The sequence below is a fragment of the Dactylosporangium sp. NPDC049525 genome (genome assembly GCF_040676755.1).
Classification (GTDB): domain Bacteria; phylum Actinomycetota; class Actinomycetes; order Mycobacteriales; family Micromonosporaceae; genus Dactylosporangium.
Genome location: NZ_JBFAPO010000019.1, coordinates 116,682 through 134,082, shown reverse-complemented (window position 1 = coordinate 134,082; position 17,401 = coordinate 116,682). Strand labels below are relative to the sequence as shown.

The 17,401-nt window shown below is 70.0% G+C and carries 20 protein-coding genes; 15 read left to right on the top strand and 5 right to left on the bottom strand.

Annotation, left to right across the window (positions count from 1 at the left end):
- Nucleotides 1-570: a phosphotyrosine protein phosphatase gene (locus AB0K00_RS26620; protein ID WP_363524924.1), complete on the top strand. Its 570-nt coding sequence runs from the start codon at nucleotides 1-3 to the stop codon at nucleotides 568-570.
- Here AB0K00_RS26620 and AB0K00_RS26615 read toward each other — a convergent pair.
- A complete protein-coding gene (locus AB0K00_RS26615) occupies nucleotides 560-2,056 on the bottom strand; it encodes an SDR family oxidoreductase (protein ID WP_363524921.1) in 1,497 nt (498 codons plus the stop codon). The two genes, AB0K00_RS26620 and AB0K00_RS26615, sit on opposite strands and share 11 nt — an antisense overlap.
- Before the next feature lie 43 nt (nucleotides 2,057-2,099).
- Here AB0K00_RS26615 and glyA point away from each other — a divergent pair, with 43 nt between their 5' ends.
- Together glyA and AB0K00_RS26605 are read left to right on the top strand one after the other, a co-directional pair.
- Nucleotides 2,100-3,350 (top strand): serine hydroxymethyltransferase, encoded by a 1,251-nt coding sequence (gene glyA / locus AB0K00_RS26610; protein ID WP_363524918.1) that lies wholly within the window; start codon nucleotides 2,100-2,102, stop codon nucleotides 3,348-3,350.
- Nucleotides 3,347-3,745 (top strand): hypothetical protein, encoded by a 399-nt coding sequence (locus AB0K00_RS26605; protein ID WP_363524915.1) that lies wholly within the window; start codon nucleotides 3,347-3,349, stop codon nucleotides 3,743-3,745. Before glyA ends, AB0K00_RS26605 begins: the two co-directional genes overlap by 4 nt.
- On the opposite strand, the gene AB0K00_RS26600 is transcribed toward AB0K00_RS26605, so the two are convergent.
- Complete coding sequence (locus tag AB0K00_RS26600) at nucleotides 3,742-4,191, bottom strand: hypothetical protein (protein WP_363524912.1); 450 nt, start codon at nucleotides 4,189-4,191, stop codon at nucleotides 3,742-3,744. The genes AB0K00_RS26605 and AB0K00_RS26600 overlap by 4 nt on opposite strands.
- Nucleotides 4,192-4,426: 235 nt before the next feature.
- Here AB0K00_RS26600 and AB0K00_RS26595 point away from each other — a divergent pair, with 235 nt between their 5' ends.
- From AB0K00_RS26595 to atpD, 8 genes are all read left to right on the top strand, one after another.
- On the top strand, nucleotides 4,427-4,642 hold the full coding sequence (locus AB0K00_RS26595; protein ID WP_363524909.1) for an AtpZ/AtpI family protein: 216 nt from the start codon (nucleotides 4,427-4,429) through the stop codon (nucleotides 4,640-4,642).
- Between the two features lie 32 nt (nucleotides 4,643-4,674).
- A complete protein-coding gene (gene atpB / locus AB0K00_RS26590) occupies nucleotides 4,675-5,451 on the top strand; it encodes a F0F1 ATP synthase subunit A (protein WP_363525064.1) in 777 nt (258 codons plus the stop codon).
- Nucleotides 5,452-5,546: 95 nt separating this feature from the next.
- Complete coding sequence (gene atpE, locus AB0K00_RS26585) at nucleotides 5,547-5,777, top strand: ATP synthase F0 subunit C (protein WP_363524906.1); 231 nt, start codon at nucleotides 5,547-5,549, stop codon at nucleotides 5,775-5,777.
- 44 nt (nucleotides 5,778-5,821) lie between these two features.
- Nucleotides 5,822-6,370, top strand: a complete 549-nt coding sequence (locus tag AB0K00_RS26580) for a F0F1 ATP synthase subunit B (protein WP_363525061.1) — start codon at nucleotides 5,822-5,824, stop codon at nucleotides 6,368-6,370.
- Entirely contained in the window at nucleotides 6,370-7,188 is an 819-nt protein-coding gene (locus tag AB0K00_RS26575) for a F0F1 ATP synthase subunit delta (RefSeq protein ID WP_363524903.1), read from the top strand. The genes AB0K00_RS26580 and AB0K00_RS26575 overlap by 1 nt, the downstream gene beginning before the upstream one ends.
- Nucleotides 7,189-7,228: 40 nt before the next feature.
- Complete coding sequence (atpA, locus tag AB0K00_RS26570) at nucleotides 7,229-8,866, top strand: F0F1 ATP synthase subunit alpha (RefSeq protein ID WP_363524900.1); 1,638 nt, start codon at nucleotides 7,229-7,231, stop codon at nucleotides 8,864-8,866.
- Between the two features lie 3 nt (nucleotides 8,867-8,869).
- On the top strand, nucleotides 8,870-9,796 hold the full coding sequence (locus tag AB0K00_RS26565; protein ID WP_363524897.1) for a F0F1 ATP synthase subunit gamma: 927 nt from the start codon (nucleotides 8,870-8,872) through the stop codon (nucleotides 9,794-9,796).
- Entirely contained in the window at nucleotides 9,796-11,223 is a 1,428-nt protein-coding gene (atpD, locus tag AB0K00_RS26560) for a F0F1 ATP synthase subunit beta (protein ID WP_363524894.1), read from the top strand. Before AB0K00_RS26565 ends, atpD begins: the two co-directional genes overlap by 1 nt.
- Nucleotides 11,224-11,287: 64 nt before the next feature.
- Here atpD and AB0K00_RS26555 read toward each other — a convergent pair whose 3' ends face one another.
- Nucleotides 11,288-12,178, bottom strand: a complete 891-nt coding sequence (locus tag AB0K00_RS26555; protein WP_363524891.1) for a calcium-binding protein — start codon at nucleotides 12,176-12,178, stop codon at nucleotides 11,288-11,290.
- Nucleotides 12,179-12,395: 217 nt separating this feature from the next.
- Between AB0K00_RS26555 and AB0K00_RS26550 the strand changes: the two genes are divergently transcribed.
- The 3 genes from AB0K00_RS26550 (at nucleotide 12,396) to AB0K00_RS26540 (ending at nucleotide 14,802) form a co-directional block, all read left to right on the top strand.
- Nucleotides 12,396-12,680 carry a F0F1 ATP synthase subunit epsilon gene (locus AB0K00_RS26550; RefSeq protein WP_363524889.1) on the top strand — a complete coding sequence of 95 codons (285 nt, stop codon included), beginning with the start codon at nucleotides 12,396-12,398 and terminating at the stop codon, nucleotides 12,678-12,680.
- Between the two features lie 16 nt (nucleotides 12,681-12,696).
- Nucleotides 12,697-13,152, top strand: coding sequence for a DUF2550 domain-containing protein (locus AB0K00_RS26545; protein ID WP_363524886.1), 456 nt, complete (start codon nucleotides 12,697-12,699; stop codon nucleotides 13,150-13,152).
- Nucleotides 13,153-13,242: 90 nt separating this feature from the next.
- Nucleotides 13,243-14,802, top strand: coding sequence for a PQQ-binding-like beta-propeller repeat protein (locus AB0K00_RS26540; protein ID WP_363524883.1), 1,560 nt, complete (start codon nucleotides 13,243-13,245; stop codon nucleotides 14,800-14,802).
- Here AB0K00_RS26540 and AB0K00_RS26535 read toward each other — a convergent pair.
- Nucleotides 14,790-15,371, bottom strand: a complete 582-nt coding sequence (locus AB0K00_RS26535) for a cob(I)yrinic acid a,c-diamide adenosyltransferase (protein ID WP_363524880.1) — start codon at nucleotides 15,369-15,371, stop codon at nucleotides 14,790-14,792. The genes AB0K00_RS26540 and AB0K00_RS26535 overlap by 13 nt on opposite strands.
- A gap of 28 nt (nucleotides 15,372-15,399) precedes the next feature.
- Here AB0K00_RS26535 and murA point away from each other — a divergent pair, with 28 nt between their 5' ends.
- Nucleotides 15,400-16,683 carry a UDP-N-acetylglucosamine 1-carboxyvinyltransferase gene (murA, locus tag AB0K00_RS26530; protein ID WP_363524877.1) on the top strand — a complete coding sequence of 428 codons (1,284 nt, stop codon included), beginning with the start codon at nucleotides 15,400-15,402 and terminating at the stop codon, nucleotides 16,681-16,683.
- 331 nt (nucleotides 16,684-17,014) lie between these two features.
- On the opposite strand, the gene AB0K00_RS26525 is transcribed toward murA, so the two are convergent.
- Nucleotides 17,015-17,329, bottom strand: a complete 315-nt coding sequence (locus tag AB0K00_RS26525) for a hypothetical protein (protein ID WP_363524874.1) — start codon at nucleotides 17,327-17,329, stop codon at nucleotides 17,015-17,017.
- Between the last annotated feature and the right edge of the window lie 72 nt (nucleotides 17,330-17,401).

The following is a 17,401-nucleotide window of genomic DNA, read 5'->3' as shown; positions in this document are numbered from 1 at the left end:
GTGGCGCCGTTCAGCGTGCTGTGCGTCTGCATGGGCAACATCTGCCGCTCGCCGATGGCGGAGCGGCTGCTCGTCGCCGACCTCGCCGCCCTCGGCGCGGCGCCGGACCTGGTCTATGTCCACGGCGCGGGCACCGGCGGCTGGCACGCGGGGGACCCGATGGACCCGCAGGCGGCGCGGCAGGTCCTCGCCCGCGGCGGGGACACGGCGGGCTTCCGCGCCCGCAAACTCCTGGCCGAGCACGTCGACGCCTCGGATCTGGTGTTGACGGCGACCGCCGAACAGGTCGACTTCGTGGTGTCCCTGCGACCGGACGCCGCACCCCGGACGTTCGTGTGGGGACAGTTCGCCCGGCTGCTGCCGGCCGCGGCCGCGACCCTGCCTGCGGCAGGCGACGTGTATGACCGGGGCGTGGCGCTGGTCGACCTGGTGGACAAGGCACGCGACGAGGTGCGCGCCGAGGACGACCTCGCCGACCCGTGGGGCCGCCCGGACGCCTTCTTCGGAGTGGTCGCCGACCAGGTGCAGGCGCTGACCCGCCCCCTGGCCGCGGCGCTGCTCAACCGCTGAGCTTCGCCGGTGCCGGCGATGGCTGCCGCTGCGCGGACCTGGCGATGTTGCGCGCCATGCCGCCGAAGACGAACGCGTGGAAGGGCGCGACGCCCAGCCAGTACAGGTGCCCGGCGAGACCACGGGGCAGGAACACGGCGCGCTGCTCGAGCACCGCGCGGCCCCGCTCGTCCGGCGTGACCCGCAGCTCCAGCCAGGCCCGCCCCGGCAGCTTCATCTCCGCGCGCAGCCGCAGCAGCTCGCCGGGCACGATCTCCTCGACCCGCCAGAAGTCCAGGGCCTCGCCGACGAAGAGCCGCTCGGGGTCGCGCCGGCCGCGGCGCAGCCCGACCCCGCCGACCAGCCGGTCCAGCCAGCCGCGGACGGACCACGCCAGGGGGAAGGAGTGCCAGCCGTTCTGCCCCCCGATGGCCTCGACGACCCGCCACAGCCGCTCCGGTGACGCGTCGACGTGCCGGGTGCGCTCGTCGCGGTACGCCGTGCCGCCGGACCACGAGGGATCCGACGGCAGCGGGTCGCTGGGCGCCCCGGGCAGCACCGCATTGGCCCAGCGGGTCTCCACGTCGGCGTCGCGGATCTTGCGCAGGGCGAGCCGGACCGCGAGGTCGAAGCCGGTGAGCCCGTCGTGCGGGTCGGGCACGAACTCGGCGATGCCGTGCTCGCGGCAGACCGCCTCGTGGATGAGGCTGCCGACGAGCGGCCGGGCGATCCGGTTGGGCACCGGCGTCACCAGGCCCACCCAGTGCGAGGACAGCCACGGCGTCAGCGGCCGCACCGGCAGCAGGACCCGCCGGGGCAGGCCCGCGACCCTCGCGTAGCGGCGCATCATGTCGGCGTAGGTGAGCACGTCGGGCCCGCCGATGTCGAACGCGCGGTTGACCTGCACCGGGAAGACCGTCGCCGCCGACACCAGGTACCGCAGGACGTCCCGGATCGCGATCGGCTGGATCCGGTTGCGCACCCATCTGGGGGTGACCATGACCGGCAGCCGTTCGGTGAGGTACCGCAGCATCTCGAACGACGCGGAGCCGGAGCCGATGATGACGGCGGCGCGTAGGACCACGGTCGGCACGCCGCTGCGCAGGAAGATGTCGGCGACCTCGCCCCGGGAGCGCAGGTGCGCGGAGGTGTGCTCGTCCGCCGTCTCGTCCGCGGCCGGTCCGCCGAGGTACACGATGCGCCGCACGCCGCCGTCGAGGGCGGCGACGGCCAGGTTGAGCGCGCTGAGCCGGTCGACGTCCTCGAAGGACGCCTGCCCGAGCGCGTGGACCAGGTAGTAGACGACGTCGACGTCGCGCACCGCCTCGGCCAGGCCCTCGTCGCGGGCGACGTCGCCGGTGGCGACCTCGACCCGGCCGGCCCACGGCACGTCCCGCAGCCGCCGCGGATCGCGGGTGAGGCAGCGCACCTCGTGCCCCGCGGCGAGGAGCCGGGGCACCAGCCGCCCGCCGACATATCCGGTCGCGCCGGTCACGAGGCATCGCATGACTTCATGCTTACCCTGCGCTGATGCGCCCTAGACTCGTTTCATGGGCGACACCTACTGGGGGCCGGATTTCGACGCGCTCCGCGAGACGGACCCGCAGATCGCCGACGTCGTCCTTGACGAGCTGCAACGCCTGCGCGGCGGCCTGCAGCTCATCGCGAGCGAGAACTTCACGTCGCCCGCGGTGCTCGCCGCGCTGGGTTCGACGCTGACCAACAAGTACGCCGAGGGCTACCCGGGCCGCCGCTACTACGGCGGCTGCGGCGCCGTCGACCGGGCCGAGGAGCTCGCGATCGAGCGGGCCAAGGCGCTGTTCGGGGCCGAGCACGCCAACGTGCAGCCGCACAGTGGCGCGGGCGCCAACCTCGCCGCCTACGCCGCGCTGCTCATGCCCGGCGACACGGTGCTGGCGATGGAGCTGCCGCACGGCGGGCACCTGACCCACGGCAGCAAGGTCAACTTCTCCGGGAAGTGGTTCAACACCGTCGGCTACCCGGTCCGCCGCGACGACGAGCTGATCGACTACGACGAGGTGCGCGACCTCGCCCTCACCCACCGACCGGCGATGATCATCTGCGGGGCCACCGCGTACCCGCGGCTGATCGACTTCGCCCGGTTCCGCGCGATCGCCGACGAGGTCGGCGCCTACCTCATGGTCGACGCGGCGCACTTCATCGGCCTGGTGGCCGGCAAGGCGATCCCGTCGCCGGTCGAGCACGCCGACGTGGTCAGCTGCACGACGCACAAGGTGCTGCGCGGTCCCCGCGGCGGCATGCTGCTGTGCCGGGAGGCCCTCGCGCAGCGCATCGACAAGGCGGTCTTCCCGTTCACCCAGGGCGGCCCGCTGATGCACGCGATCGCGGCGAAGGCGGTGGCGCTGCACGAGGCCTCCCAGCCGGCGTTCGCCGACTACGCCGGCCAGGTCGTGCGCAACGCGCGGGCCCTCGCCGCCGGCCTGGAGGCGCAGGGCATGCGGCCGGTCTCCGGCGGCACCGACACCCACCTGGCCCTCATCGACCTGCGCGAGCTGCGGATCACCGGCCGCGACGCCGAGGAGCGCTGCGACGCCGTCGGGATCACGCTGAACAAGAACGCCATCCCGTACGACCCGGAGAAGCCGATGACCGCCTCCGGCGTGCGGGTCGGCACGCCGTCGGTGACGACGCAGGGGATGGGCGAGACGGAGATGGCGCAGATCGCCGCGCTGATCGGCGCGGCCGTGCGCGGGGAGTCCGTCGGCGACCGGGTGACCGACCTCGTCGGGCGGTTCCCGGCGTATCCTGCTCCATTGTGAAGAAGCGACTGCAGCACCTGCCCGCCGCGTTGATCGCGATGGGCGTCCTGCTCGTGGTCGTCGCGCCACTGGCCGGCTGGCGCGACGGCGCCACCGGTGCGCTGGGCGCCCTGGCCGGGGTCGGCCTGGTCGCGTTGAGCTACACGCTGTCGACGCTGATCATCGCCGTGACCGACCTACGGGCCAGGCACCTGCTGATGCCGGTGGCGCTGAGCACCTACATCCTGAAGTTCTCGCTCATCGGCGTGGTCATGTGGATCGTCGCGGCCACCGACTGGGCAGGGCTGCCCTGGCTGGGCGTGCTGGTGATCGCCGGGACCCTGGTGTGGGTCGCCGCGCAGGCCGTCTGGCTCTGGCGGGCCAAGATCCCCTACGTGGAGATCGAGCCCTCCTAGCAGGGGTTCTTGCGCTCGCCGCTGGTCCGCGACAGCGGCGTGCTGCGCTTGTTGTCGAACAGGGACCCCTCGACCAGGGTGCGGAACGTGCCGGGCGCGCACGCGACGCTGACCCGCCGCGTCCTGGCCTCCGCGGACTCCTCGCGGGTCGTGTAGACCGAGTTGCTGACGAAGGTCTCCTTGGCCAGCGTGGTCCAGGTGCCGCCGTCGTTGCGCTGCAGATGGACGGTCATGGTGAGCCCGTCCGGGCCGGGGGAGTCGCAGCGGAACTGCGTGGCCGCGACGATCCTGTTGTCCTTCTCCACCGGCCGCTGCGGTGAGACCGAACACACGACGCGGCCGCCGCCACCGCTGCCCGAGGTCGCCCGCGGCGTGTCGCCGGTGCCGGTCTTGGTGACCACGATCGCCGCCAAAATCAAGAAAAACGCGAAGACAGTGTTGCGCAAGGTCATCACCCCAACACGCATTGTTATCCTGAGCGTTCAGCTAACCGTCTGGGGGTGACCGTGCGCAACATTCACTCACGCATCAGTCGTGTAGTTGACGTTTGCCAAGCGTTAGGCGTAGTAACGTTGACGGCCGTCGGTTGATGGCACCCGGCCCTCAGAGCAACCCCCGCGCGACGAGCACGCGGGGGTCGATGCACGGGTGCTCCCGGCAGGCTGATATGGTCACCGCGTCATGGCCGGTAACCAGACACCCAAGCAGTCCGGAGCGAGTGGCGCCAACGAAGGTTGGGCCGCCGTCGGATACCTCATCTCGGGCATTGCCGTGTGGGGCTTCGTCGGCTGGCTGATCGACGAGTGGCTCAACGCCGGAGGCATCATCACCGCAATCGGGTGTGTGCTCGGCGCCGCTGGTGGCATCTACCTGGTCGTCAAGCGCCTCGGCGCCTGACACCCGGTTGTTTTTATAACGAGAGGGACGTGGTGAGCGGTCTGGTTTTGGCGGAGACGCCTTTTCCGCCCAGCGTGGACGACATCTTCCCCCCCAGTCTCTGGGAGGCGGCGCCCTGGCTGACGAAGTTCAGCCTCTTCCTGTGGCTGGCCGTCGCGGTGGTGCTCGTCTACTTCCTGGTGTCCTACCGCTCGCCCAAGATCGTTCCGACGAAGAAGCAGTGGCTCGCCGAGTCGATCTACGGATTCGTGCGGGAAGGTGTCGCGAAGGACGTCATCGGCCACCACGGGCTGAAGTTCGCGCCCTACCTGGCCTCGCTGTTCTGCTTCATCCTGGTCGGCAACGTCTTCTCGATCGTGCCGTTCATCCAGGTCTCGCCGAATGCGCACATCGCGTTCCCGGCGGTCCTGGCCATCTGCACCTACGTGCTCTACCTGTACCAGGGCTTCAAGAAGCACGGCTTCGCCGGCTACATCAAGCATGCCGTCTACCTGCCCGCTCCGTGGTACATGCAGTTCCTGCTGATCCCGATCGAGGCGCTGCAGGCCTTCATTCTCCAGCCGGTCACGCTCGCCCTGCGTCTGTTCGCCAACATGTTCGCCGGGCACATGCTGCTGCTGGTCTTCACGCTCGGTGGCTTCGCGCTGCTCAACGCGGAGAGCTTCTTCCTCAAGCCCATCTCGCTGGTCTCGTGGGCGATGACGATCGCGCTCACCTTCTTCGAGCTGCTGATCGCCGCCCTTCAGGCGTACGTGTTCGTTCTGCTGACGGCCAACTACCTCGCCGGGACCCTCGCCGAGGAGCACTGAGCCGTAACCCCCCGCTTCGAAATTCGAAAGCGAACGCACCACCTTTTTCAGTTGTCCCGCGTGAGCGTCACGCGAGATCTCAGGAGGAATTCCACATGGACCTGCTGGCAGCGGTCAACATCAACGGCAGCCTCAGCGCCATCGGCTACGGCCTCGCCGCCATCGGCCCCGGCATCGGCGTCGGCATCATCTTCGCGTCCTACATCCAGTCGACGGCTCGCCAGCCTGAGTCGGCGGGTCTGACCCGGACGTACATGTTCCTCGGCTTCGCCGTGGTCGAGGCGCTCGCCCTGCTGGGCATCGCCTTCGGCTTCGTCTTCAAGTAAGCCCCCCGCCTCCACCTACACCTGAAGCGGGAGGTATCCCCATGCTGCAGTTCCTGGCTGAAGAGGGAGCTGAACACAACCCGATCTTTCCGATCTGGCAGGAGATGGTCCTCGGCGTCATCGCCTTCGGCGTCCTCTGCTACGTGCTGATGAAGTTCGTCTTCCCACGCATGGAGGAGACCTTCCGCGCACGGGTGGACGCGATCGAGGGTGGCATCAAGCGCGCCGAGGAGGCGCAGGCCGAGGCAAACCGGCTGCTGGAGCAGTACAAGCAGCAGCTCGCCGAGGCCCGCACCGAAGCGGCCAGCATCCGTGACGAGGCGCGCGCCGACGCCACGGGCATCCGTGAGGACATCCTCGCGAAGGCCCGTGAGGAGAGCGACCGCATCATCGCGGCCGGCCGCGAGGCACTGCAGACCGAGCGGCAGACCATCGTCCGCCAGCTGCGCGCCGAGATCGGCTCGCTCGCCGTCGACCTCGCCGGTCGCATCGTCGGGGAGTCCCTCGAGGAAGAGGCCCGCCGCCGTGGCACGGTCGAGCGGTTCCTCGACGAGATCGGTGACGGTGCCGCCGGCACCGCCGGGCGGCGTTGATGGACAACATCAACCGGGAGTCCTACGGAGCCGCCGCCGACAAGCTCGCCGCCTTCGCGGCGAGCGCTGACGTTCAGCGCATCGGTCCGGTCGCCGAGGAGATCCTTTCGGTGGCCGACGTGCTGCGGCGTGAGCGGCGGCTGCGCCGGGCCCTGGCCGACCCGGGTCGATCCGGCGAGGACCACGCCGCCCTCCTGCGCTCTGTCCTTGCGGGCAAGGTCAGCGACGAGGCGGTCGACATCCTCGCGACCCAGGTCACGGGCCGCTGGTCCGGCCCCGGTGCACTGCTGGACGGCGTCGAGCTGCTCGGCGTCACCGCGCTGCTGACCGGCGTGGACCGCGCCGGCGACCTCGGCGACGTCGAGGACGAGCTGTTCCGGTTCGGCCAGGTCGTCTCCGGCGACACCCGCCTCGCCGCGGCGCTCGCCGACTCCACCTCGCCGCTCGAGGCGCGGGTCCAGCTCATCCGGGACCTGCTCAAGAACAAGGCCAAGCCGGCGACGGTCCGGCTGGCGGAGCTGGCGGCCGCCGGCTTCGGCGGCCGGGGCTTCGAAAGCTCGCTGACCCGCCTCATCGAGCTGGCCGCGAAGCAGCGCGACCACTCGGTGGCCTACGTGACCACCGCGGTCCCGTTGACCGAGGCCGACGAGCAGCGCCTGGCCGGGCGTCTCGCACAGCTGTACGGTCGAGAGGTCTCCCTGAAGATCGACGTTGATCCACGCATCATTGGTGGCGTGCGGGTCAAGGTCGGTTCGGACCTGTATGACGGCACGGTGTCGCGACGTCTCGCCGAGGCGAAGACGGCGCTCGCCAACTAATCCCCGAAGCTTGATTCACTTCCAGATAGAAGGTTGAGGAATGGCCGAGCTGACCATCTCCTCGGACGACATTCGGGGCGCACTCGAGCGCTACGTGTCGTCCGTTGATTCACGGATCTCCCGCGAGGAGGTCGGCGTCGTCTCGTACGCCGGCGACGGTATCGCCCAGGTCGAGGGACTTCCCTCGACGATGGCCAACGAGCTGCTCGAGTTCGAGGACGGCACGCTCGGCGTCTCGCTCAACCTTGACGTCCGCGAGATCGGTGTCGTCGTCCTCGGTGACTTCGAGGGCATCGAGGAAGGTCAGCAGGTCAAGCGGACCGGCCGGGTGCTCTCGGTCCCGGTGGGCGACGCCTTCCTGGGCCGCGTGGTCAACCCGCTCGGCGAGCCGATCGACGACCGCGGCGAGATCGCCAACGAGGGCTTCCGCGAGCTGGAGCTCCAGGCGCCCAACGTCATGGCCCGCCAGCCCGTCAAGGAGCCCCTGCAGACCGGCATCAAGGCGATCGACGCCATGACCGCCATCGGCCGGGGCCAGCGCCAGCTGATCATCGGTGACCGTAAGACGGGCAAGACCACGGTCGCCCTCGACACGATCATCAACCAGCGCGACAACTGGAAGTCCGGCGACCCGAAGAAGCAGGTCCGCTGCATCTACGTCGCCATCGGCCAGAAGGCCTCGACGATCGCCGCGACCCAGGGCGTCCTCGAGGAGCAGGGCGCGATGGAGTACACGACCATCGTCGCGTCCCCGGCGTCCGACCCGGCCGGCTTCAAGTACCTGGCGCCCTACGCCGGCTCGGCCATCGGCCAGCACTGGATGTATGGCGGCAAGCACGTCCTGATCGTCTTCGACGACCTGACGAAGCAGGCCGAGGCCTACCGCGCCGTGTCGCTGCTGCTGCGCCGCCCGCCGGGCCGTGAGGCCTACCCGGGCGACGTCTTCTACTTGCACTCCCGGCTGCTGGAGCGCTGCGCGAAGCTGTCCGAGGAGCTCGGTGGCGGCTCGATGACCGGTCTGCCGATCATCGAGACCAAGGCCAACGACATCTCGGCCTACATCCCGACCAACGTCATCTCGATCACCGACGGTCAGGTCTTCCTCGAGTCCGACCTGTTCAACCAGGGTGTGCGTCCCGCCATCAACGTCGGCACCTCGGTGTCCCGCGTCGGCGGCTCGGCCCAGGTCAAGGGCATGAAGGACGTCGCCGGCCGGCTGCGGCTGGACCTCGCGCAGTATCGCGAGCTGGAGGCCTTCTCGGCGTTCGCGTCCGACCTGGACAAGGCGTCGCGGGCCCAGCTGGACAAGGGCGCCCGCCTGGTCGAGCTGCTCAAGCAGGCGCAGTTCTCCCCGTTCGCGGTCGAGGACCAGATCGTCTCGGTGTGGGCCGGCACCACCGGCCAGCTCGACGACATCCCGGTCAGCGAGGTGCGCCGCTTCGAGAGCGAGTTCCTGCAGTACCTGCACAGCAACCGCAAGGACCTCATCGGCGGCATCGCCGAGTCGAAGAAGCTGCCGCAGGACGCGATCGACGGGCTGCTTGCCGCGATCAAGAGCTTCAAGCAGATCTTCACGGTCAAGGGCGCCGACGCCCCGGTCAACGAGGCGCCGGCCAAGGCGCTGCAGGGTGAGCAGGCTCGCGAGACCGTCACCCGCCAGGTCCGGAAGTCGGGCTGAGCCATGGCCGGTCAGGTACAGGCACTGCGCCGGAGGATCCGCACGGTCAAATCGACCAAGAAGATCACCAAGGCGCAGGAGCTCGTCGCCACGAGCCGCATCGGTAAGGCGCAGGAGCGGGTCGCCGCGTCGCGCCCCTACGCCGAGGCGATCACGGGCGTGCTGACGGCACTGGCGACCAACACCAACGTCGACCACCCGCTGCTGGTGCCGCGCAACCCGGTCCGTCGGGCCGGGGTGCTGGTGGTCACCAGCGACCGGGGGCTCTGCGGCGGCTACAACGCCAACGCGATCCGTCAGGCCGAGCAGCTCATGGCGCGCCTGCGCGCCGATGGCAAGCAGGTCGCCCTCTACGTGTCCGGCCGCAAGGGCGTGGGCTACTACCGGTTCCGCGGTCGCGAGATCGCGGGCAGCTGGACCGGCTTCTCCGAGCAGCCGCGCTTCGAGAACGCGCGGGAGATCGGTGAGACGCTGATCCAGGCCTTCGTGAACGGTGCCGACGACACGATCGACGGCCCCGGCCCGGACGGCATCTACGGTGTCGACGAGCTGTACATGGTCCACACCCAGTTCCGCTCGCTCATGACGCAGACCCCCGTCGCGCGCATCGTCGCTCCGATGGAGGTCGAGGAGCAGCAGGTCGCAGGACCCCTGCCGGCGTACGAGTTCGAGCCGGAGGCCGAGGAGCTGCTCGAGGCACTCCTGCCGAAGTACATCAACACGCGGATTTTCGCGGCGTTGCTGGACTCGGCGGCGAGTGAGTCGGCGGCCCGCCGGCGCGCCATGAAGAGCGCCTCAGACAACGCCGACGACCTGCTGAAGCGGTACACCCGTGAGATGAACTCCGCACGGCAGGCGGCGATCACCCAGGAGATCAGTGAGATCGTCGGCGGCGCCAACGCGCTGGCGGCGGCGGGAAGTGATGTGTGATGACTGCACCAGCCAAGACCGCGGTCGGCCGCGTCGTCCGGGTCATCGGCCCGGTCGTCGACGCCGAGTTCCCGCGCGACGCCATGCCCGAGATCTACAACGCGTTGCACGTCGACGTGACCCTGTCCGAGGGCACGAAGAAGCTGACGCTCGAGGTTGCCCAGCACCTCGGTGACAACCTGGTGCGCGCCATCTCCATGCAGCCGACGGACGGTCTCGTCCGCGGTGCCGAGGTGCACGACACCGGCTCCGGCATCTCGGTGCCGGTCGGCGACATCACCAAGGGCCACGTGTTCAACGCCCTCGGCGAGGTGCTCAACGCCGACGAGTCGAAGCTCGAGATCAACGAGCGGTGGGAGATCCACCGCAAGGCTCCCGCGTATGCCGAGCTCGAGCCGAAGACGGAGATGCTGGAGACCGGCATCAAGGTCCTCGACCTGCTCGCGCCGTATGTGCGCGGTGGCAAGATCGGCCTGTTCGGCGGTGCCGGCGTCGGCAAGACGGTCCTCATCCAGGAGATGATCATCCGGGTCGCCCGGAACTTCGGTGGCACCTCGGTGTTCGCTGGCGTCGGCGAGCGCACCCGTGAGGGCAACGACCTCATCCTGGAGATGGCCGAGGGTGGCGTCCTGGACAAGACCGCGCTGGTCTTCGGCCAGATGGACGAGCCGCCGGGCACCCGTCTGCGGGTCGCGCTGTCCGCGCTGACCATGGCGGAGTACTTCCGTGACGTGCAGAACCAGGAGGTGCTGCTCTTCATCGACAACATCTTCCGGTTCACGCAGGCCGGCTCGGAGGTCTCGACGCTGCTCGGCCGTATGCCGAGCGCCGTCGGTTACCAGCCGACCCTGGCCGACGAGATGGGCCAGCTCCAGGAGCGCATCACCTCCGTGCGGGGCAAGGCCATCACCTCGCTCCAGGCGATCTACGTGCCCGCCGACGACTACACCGACCCGGCGCCGGCCACCACGTTCGCCCACCTGGACGCGACGACCAACCTCGAGCGGTCGATCTCGGACAAGGGCATCTACCCGGCGGTGGACCCGCTCGCGTCCTCCTCGCGGATCCTCGCGCCGGAGTTCGTCGGGCTGGAGCACTACTCGGTGGCCCGCGAGGTGCAGCGGATCCTGCAGAAGTACAAGGACCTGCAGGACATCATCGCCATCCTGGGCATGGACGAGCTGTCCGAAGAGGACAAGGTCACCGTCGCCCGGGCCCGGCGCATCGAGCGGTTCCTGTCGCAGAACACCTACGCGGCGGAGCAGTTCACCAACGTCCCCGGTTCGACCGTCCCGCTCAAGGAGACGATCGAGTCGTTCAAGAAGATCTCCGAGGGTGAGTACGACCACTTCCCCGAGCAGGCCTTCTTCATGTGCGGCGGTCTTGAGGACCTCGAGCGCAACGCGCACGAGCTCATGAAGGACTGACGTTCCGGTCCAGTGGGTCCAGTGAGCAGGGGTGCCTCCCGACGGGGGCACCCCTTCTTGCCGTCTAGGTGACCACCAGGCCGCAGTTCACGGTCGTGCCGCCGTCCGCCTCGGTGTAGCACCAGTCGGAGGCGGGGCCGCCGTCCAGGGCGTCGAAGTCCGCGCCGCCGCGCAGCGTGTCGACGCCGCCCTCGCCGTACAGGCTGTCGCTGCCGCCCTGCCCGCGCAGCAGGTCGTTGCCGTTGCCGCCGCGCAGCGTGTCGTTGCCTGAGGTCAGGAAGCAGACCATGAACAGGCAGACGGTGCCGGTGCCGCCGTCGAGCACGTTGTTGGAACTGTTGCCGGTGAGGGTGTCGCCGCCGGCGCCGCCGGTCAGGTTCTCCACGCCGCTCACATAGGTGTCCTCGGCCCCTCCAGTGGCCACTGCGGCCACCACGGCGCCGATGCGTCCCTCATAGGACACCGTGTCGTTGCCGGCGCCGGCGGCGATCCAGTCCTTGCCCGGGCCGGAGTAGATGAGGTCGTCGCCGTCGCCGCCCGCGACCTCCTGGTTCGTGCTGCCGTTGCCGCCGGTCCGCACGACGTCGTTGCCGGCGCCGACGTTGAGGTGCCCCGGCCGGGTGGTCTGGTTGTCCAGGGTGTCGTCCAGGTCGCCGAGGTCCACGTCCCAGAAGGTGAGGTTGCGCTCGCAGTCCATGACGGTGTCGTCGCCGAGGACCGGGTAGACGCAGTCGTCCTCATCCGACGTGATGGGCACGACGTCGTCGAGGCGGTACAGGTTGACACCCACCGTGCTCAGCACCAGCGCGTTGGCCTGGCCGGCCGGTGCCTGGTAGACGATCTCGCCGCCGTTGAACCAGATCTCGGCGGCGGGGACGTCCGCGTGGGCCGCCTGCGGGAGCGCCAGAACGGCGGCCCCGATCACGACAGACACCGCCGCGATCGTTCCTCGCATGAAAATCACCTCCGTCTTTTTCAGTGGATGCCCCACGGTGACAGGGTGACGTGCGTCACGCTCTGGAGTGTCGGATACCCACCTTCCACCCATTCGCAGGCCGCTACTTCATCGGCATTTCATCAGTTGTGCCAACGTGGCGAGGCCCACTGCTCGCCGCGTCGGATCATTGACTACACTCGGCAAAACCGAATCGCGCACACGAGGAGTAACTAGCGTGGCGAGGCAGCTGCACGTCGAGCTCGTAGCCGTCGAGGAAAAAGTCTGGTCCGGTGACGCCGACATGGTCGTGGCGCGCACGACGGAGGGCGAGCTCGGTGTGCTTCCCGGCCACGCGCCGCTCCTCGGTCAGCTCGCTGAGCCCGGTCAGGTGCGCATCAAGCACTCCGGTGGGCAGGAGACCGCCTTCGACGTCTCGGGCGGGTTCCTCTCCGTCACGGAGACCGCAGTGACGGTGCTCGCCGAGAGTTGCACCCCCGCATCCGCGCAAGCCGCGCACTGACCCGCGGGCGGCGTCGGTGAGGATCGTCGAGGGAATCGGCATCGGGGTCCTCATCCTGCTCGCCGCGCTGGCACTGCTGTTCCTGCGCCGCGTCGTCATCGCCCGGCAGGGCGGCACGATCGAGCTGGGTGTCCGGCTGAGCACCATGGTGCCCGGCCGGGGCTGGTCGGCGGGCTTAGCCCGCTTCGCCGGCGACGACCTGCGGTGGTATCGCATCTTCAGTTTCTGGCCCGGCCCACGTCTGGTGCTTTCCCGGCGTGGGCTCTCCGTCGACCGCCGGCGCACCCCGGACCCGGCCGAGCTGCTCGTCCTCCCGCCGGACTGGGTGATCGTGCGGTGCGTCAGCCGTCAGTCGCCGGTCGAGATCGCGATGGCGGAGCGGGCGCTGACCGGCTTCCTGTCGTGGGTGGAGGCGGCGCCTCCGGGTGAGTCGACCCCGGAGACCCGGCCCTACCGGTATCGCACAAACTAAGCAGAAATTGACGGTTGTCTTCGTCCTAGGGGACACTGGCGCGGTCTGAGAGCGCTCTCCCAGTGGCCGTCACCCCTAGGAGACCCCTTTATGTCCAGAATGCTCGCTGCCGTGGTGCTTGCCGCGGCGGTGCTGTTCGCGGTGCCGACCGCCGCGGCCGCCGCTCCCGCCGCCTGTGGTGCCACGAACGTCGCGCTCAACAAACCCGCCACCGCGTCCTCCACCGAGAACGGCAGCCTGCTGCCGGCCAAGGCGTTCGACGGCAACCCCGCCACCCGCTGGTCCAGCGCGTTCAGCGACCCGCAGTGGCTGCAGGTCGACCTCGGCACCGCCCAGCAGCTGTGCCGGGTCGTGCTGCGCTGGGAGGCCGCCTCCGCGAGGACCTTCACGGTGCAGGGCTCCCCGACCGGCACCGACAGCTGGTCCGACCTGATGCCGCCCGCCTCCGGTACCGGTGGCACGCAGACCCTCGACCTCAACGCCGTCCGGTACGTCAGGCTGACCGGCCTGACCCGCAACACCCGCTACGGCTATTCGCTGTTCGAATTCGAGGTGTACCCGGCCGCGACGCCCCCGGCCGTCCCGGCGGCCTGGCCGACGTGGGGCGGCGGTCCCGGGCACGCCGGCTTCAACGCGGGGGAGCGGACGCTGACCACCACCACCGTGGAGACCCTGCACCGGCTGCGGCTGACGGCCGGCGACATCGACGTGCCGGTGGTCGCCGACGGCATCGTCTACGGGCCGTCGCGCACGACCCTGCAGTTCGTCGCCGCCGACCTGGCGACCGGCGCGGTGCGCTGGACGACGCCGCCGGCGACGGAGCCCGCGCTGCGCTACACCACCGGGGGCACCGTCGGCAACGGCCTGGTCTACGCCGGGACCTCGACCGGCTTCATCCACGCGTTCGACGCCGCGACCGGCGCGGAACGCTGGAGCTTCCGGATCGACGGCAACCAGCTGTTCAACGCGCCGATCGTGGTCGGCGACACCCTGTACGCCAAGGGTGACGCCCAGGGCGACAACACGCTCGTGTACGCGTTCAACGCCGCGACCGGCGCCGTGCGCTGGACCCGCGAGCTGACCGGCTACACCACGGCCACCCTGGCGTACGACAGCAACCGGCTCTACGTCGCCGGCGGCAACTCCGGCCTGCTGACCGGCCTCGACGCGGGCACGGGCGCCGTCCTGTGGTCCGTGCCGGCCAGCCAGTCGCAGCTCACCCCGGTGGCCGCCGGGGGACGGGTCTACCTCGCCGTCAACGGGCTGGTCGCCTATGACGGGGCCACCGGGCGGACGCTCTGGACCCGGACCGGCTCGTTCGCCTTCCCCGCGGTCCTGGACGGGACGCTCTACAGCGTCGAGCTGTCCACCCCGCCGGTCCTGCACGCGATCGCCCCGCCGACCGGCGCGGACCGGTGGACCTTCGCCACCCAGCCCGGCGGCCCGGCCCTGATCAGCCCGCTGTTCACCGCGTTCCCCGCCGTGGCCAACGGCGTCGTCTACGTCAACCTCGGCCGGGTCCTCGCGATCGACGGGCTCAGCAAGCGGCCGCTGTGGACCGGCCCCGAGGGCGCGGTCGCGGCGCCGGTCGTGGCCGACGGCCGCCTGCTGATCCGCGGGCCGGAAGGGCTGGGGGTCTACGGCACCTGACGGTTGGCCCCCGGCACCCACGTCACGTCGCCGTCGGGGTTGGCGATCCGGCCGAGGATGAACAGCAGGTCCGACAGCCGGTTGAGGTACTGCACGGCCAGCTCGTTCGTGTGCTCCGGGTCGAGCTCCACCAGCGCCCACGCGCTGCGCTCGGCCCGGCGCGTCACCGTCCTGGCCACGTTGAGCAGCGCCGCGCCCGGGGTGCCGCCCGGAAGGATGAACGAGTCGAGCTTCGGCAGGCGTTCGTTGAACTCGTCACACCAGCGCTCCAGGCGCGTCAGATACTCCTCGGTGACCCGCAGCGGCGGGTACTCCGGCGCCTCGGTGATCGGGTTGCACAGGTCGGCGCCCACGTCGAACAGGTCGTTCTGCACCACGTGCAGCACCGCCCGCAGCTCTTCGGCCAGGTCACCCAGGGCCACGGCGACACCGAGCGCGGCGTTCGCCTCGTCCACATCGGCGTAGGCACCGATGCGCGGATGGGTCTTCGGTACCCGGGAGAAGTCGCCCAATCCGGTCGTGCCGGTGTCGCCCGTCTTCGTGTAGATGCGGGTGAGGTGAATGGCCATGGGTTTCACGGTACGGAATGCCCCTACGATGACCGACGTGGACGTGATCCGTGTGATGGGCGGCGCCAGGCTCGCCGGTGACGTGTCGGTCGTCGGTGCCAAGAACTCCGCACTCAAGCTCATGGCGGCCGCGTTGCTGGCCACCGGTCGGTCGGTGCTCACCAACGTGCCCCGCATCACCGACATCGCCATCATGGCCGAGGTGCTGCGCCGGCTCGGCTGCGAGGTCGAGCAGGACGAGGACCGCGTCATCATCGACGTGCCCGAGCGGCTCGGCACCGAGGCCGACTACGACCTCGTACGCCGGCTGCGCGCCTCCATCTGCGTGCTGGGCCCGCTGCTGGCCCGCTGCGGCCACGTCCGCGTCGCGCACCCCGGTGGCGACGCGATCGGCTCGCGCGGGCTCGACATGCACGTGGAGGGCCTGCGCCGGATGGGCGCGGACATCTCCGGCGAGCACGGCTTCGTCATCGCCACCGCGCCGAAGCTGCACGGCGCCACCATCTGGCTCGACTTCCCCAGCGTCGGCGCCACCGAGAACCTGCTGATGGCGGCGGTCCTCGCCAACGGCCGCACCGAGATCGACAACGCGGCCCGCGAGCCGGAGATCGTCGACATCTGCCGCATGCTCATCGACATGGGCGCCGACATCTCCGGCGCCGGCTCCTCCCGCCTCGTGGTGGAGGGCGTCGCCGAGCTGCGCCCCGTCGAGCACCGCACCGTCGGCGACCGCATCGTCGCCGGCACCTGGGCCTTCGCGGCCGCCATGACCCGCGGCGACGTGACCGTGCACGGCATCGACCCGAGCTTCCTGGAGATCGCGCTGGACAAGGTCGCCACCGCCGGCGGCCAGGTCGACACCGCGAAGGACTCCTTCCGCGTCCGCATGGCCGACCGCCCGCGCGCCGTCGACGTGGTCACCCTGCCGTTCCCCGGCTTCGCCACCGACCTGCTGCCGATGGCGGTCGGCCTCGCCTCGGTGAGCGAGGGCTCGTCGCTGGTCACGGAGAACATCTTCGACGGCCGGTTCATGTTCATCAACGAGATGTCCCGCCTCGGCGCCGACATCCGCACCGACGGCCACCACGCCGTCGTCCGCGGTGTCGAGCGCCTCTCCGGCGCCCCGGTCACCGCGACGGACATCCGCGCCGGCGCCGGCCTGGCGATCGCGGGGCTGTGCGCCGACGGCATCACCGAGATCCGCCACGTCCACCACATCGACCGCGGCTACCCCAGCTTCGAAGCCGACCTCCGCGGCCTGGGCGTCGAGGTAGAACGCGCCCCCGCCCCCCCAGACCAATTCGATTTCTAGTTCTAGCTTCGGTCCGGCTGCCGGGCGGGCGGAAGTGTGGAGGCGTGGGCTTCGCACTTCGGGCAGACGAATCCCGCCGGGGGTTCACGTCATGGTGACCGGTCCGGCTCGGGGCTCTCTGGATGGGCCTGCCTTCGCGTCTCGCGCGCAGGGCAGGCGAATCGGACGACAGACCTGGCGCGATCCCGAACCTGGACCACCGGTCTTCAATTGCCACGCGCATGCGTGTGTTTCGGCCGCGCGAAGCGCAGGGCGTGCGAGCGAAGCGAGCATGGGGGGCTCCGGGGTGGGAACCCCCCGGCCGGCCGCGGCGCCAGCCGCCCGAAGCTAGTTACTGTGCCAGCAACAGCCTGGCGTGGTCGTATTCGTCGGCGAAGACCAGGACGCGGACCATGCCGTCGTGGCCGGTGGCGACGGTGGCGCGGACGCCGTTGTGGCGCAGGCGGTCCCGGACGTCGCGGGCGAACGCCAGGTCGCCGATCAGCGACACGGAGCGCAGCAGGCCGAAGTCGAGGGCGGTGTCGGAGTCGGCCGGGCGGATGCCGCCCGGCGGTGCGTTCCTGCGTTCGCCGAACCGGAGCAGCCGGATGATCAGGATGAGGGTGGCCAGTGCGCCGGCGGAGGCCGCCCATCCTGCGAGGTACATGAGGGGCACGCTGACAGTCTGCCACTAGAAGATCACCCTTCGGAGCCGGATAAGGTCAGCGGGTCGAGACGA

What these genes read in the sequence shown, in the direction of transcription:
- AB0K00_RS26615 (WP_363524921.1), bottom strand. Translation starts at nt 2,056, where the DNA reads ATGCGATGCCTCGTGACCGGCGCGACCGGATATGTCGGCGGGCGGCTG.
- glyA (WP_363524918.1), top strand. Translation starts at nt 2,100, where the DNA reads ATGGGCGACACCTACTGGGGGCCGGATTTCGACGCGCTCCGCGAGACG.
- AB0K00_RS26595 (WP_363524909.1), top strand. Translation starts at nt 4,427, where the DNA reads ATGGCCGGTAACCAGACACCCAAGCAGTCCGGAGCGAGTGGCGCCAAC.
- atpE (WP_363524906.1), top strand. Translation starts at nt 5,547, where the DNA reads ATGGACCTGCTGGCAGCGGTCAACATCAACGGCAGCCTCAGCGCCATC.
- AB0K00_RS26575 (WP_363524903.1), top strand. Translation starts at nt 6,370, where the DNA reads ATGGACAACATCAACCGGGAGTCCTACGGAGCCGCCGCCGACAAGCTC.
- atpA (WP_363524900.1), top strand. Translation starts at nt 7,229, where the DNA reads ATGGCCGAGCTGACCATCTCCTCGGACGACATTCGGGGCGCACTCGAG.
- AB0K00_RS26565 (WP_363524897.1), top strand. Translation starts at nt 8,870, where the DNA reads ATGGCCGGTCAGGTACAGGCACTGCGCCGGAGGATCCGCACGGTCAAA.
- atpD (WP_363524894.1), top strand. Translation starts at nt 9,796, where the DNA reads ATGACTGCACCAGCCAAGACCGCGGTCGGCCGCGTCGTCCGGGTCATC.
- AB0K00_RS26555 (WP_363524891.1), bottom strand. Translation starts at nt 12,178, where the DNA reads ATGCGAGGAACGATCGCGGCGGTGTCTGTCGTGATCGGGGCCGCCGTT.
- AB0K00_RS26540 (WP_363524883.1), top strand. Translation starts at nt 13,243, where the DNA reads ATGTCCAGAATGCTCGCTGCCGTGGTGCTTGCCGCGGCGGTGCTGTTC.
- AB0K00_RS26535 (WP_363524880.1), bottom strand. Translation starts at nt 15,371, where the DNA reads ATGGCCATTCACCTCACCCGCATCTACACGAAGACGGGCGACACCGGC.
- murA (WP_363524877.1), top strand. Translation starts at nt 15,400, where the DNA reads ATGACCGACGTGGACGTGATCCGTGTGATGGGCGGCGCCAGGCTCGCC.
- AB0K00_RS26525 (WP_363524874.1), bottom strand. Translation starts at nt 17,329, where the DNA reads ATGTACCTCGCAGGATGGGCGGCCTCCGCCGGCGCACTGGCCACCCTC.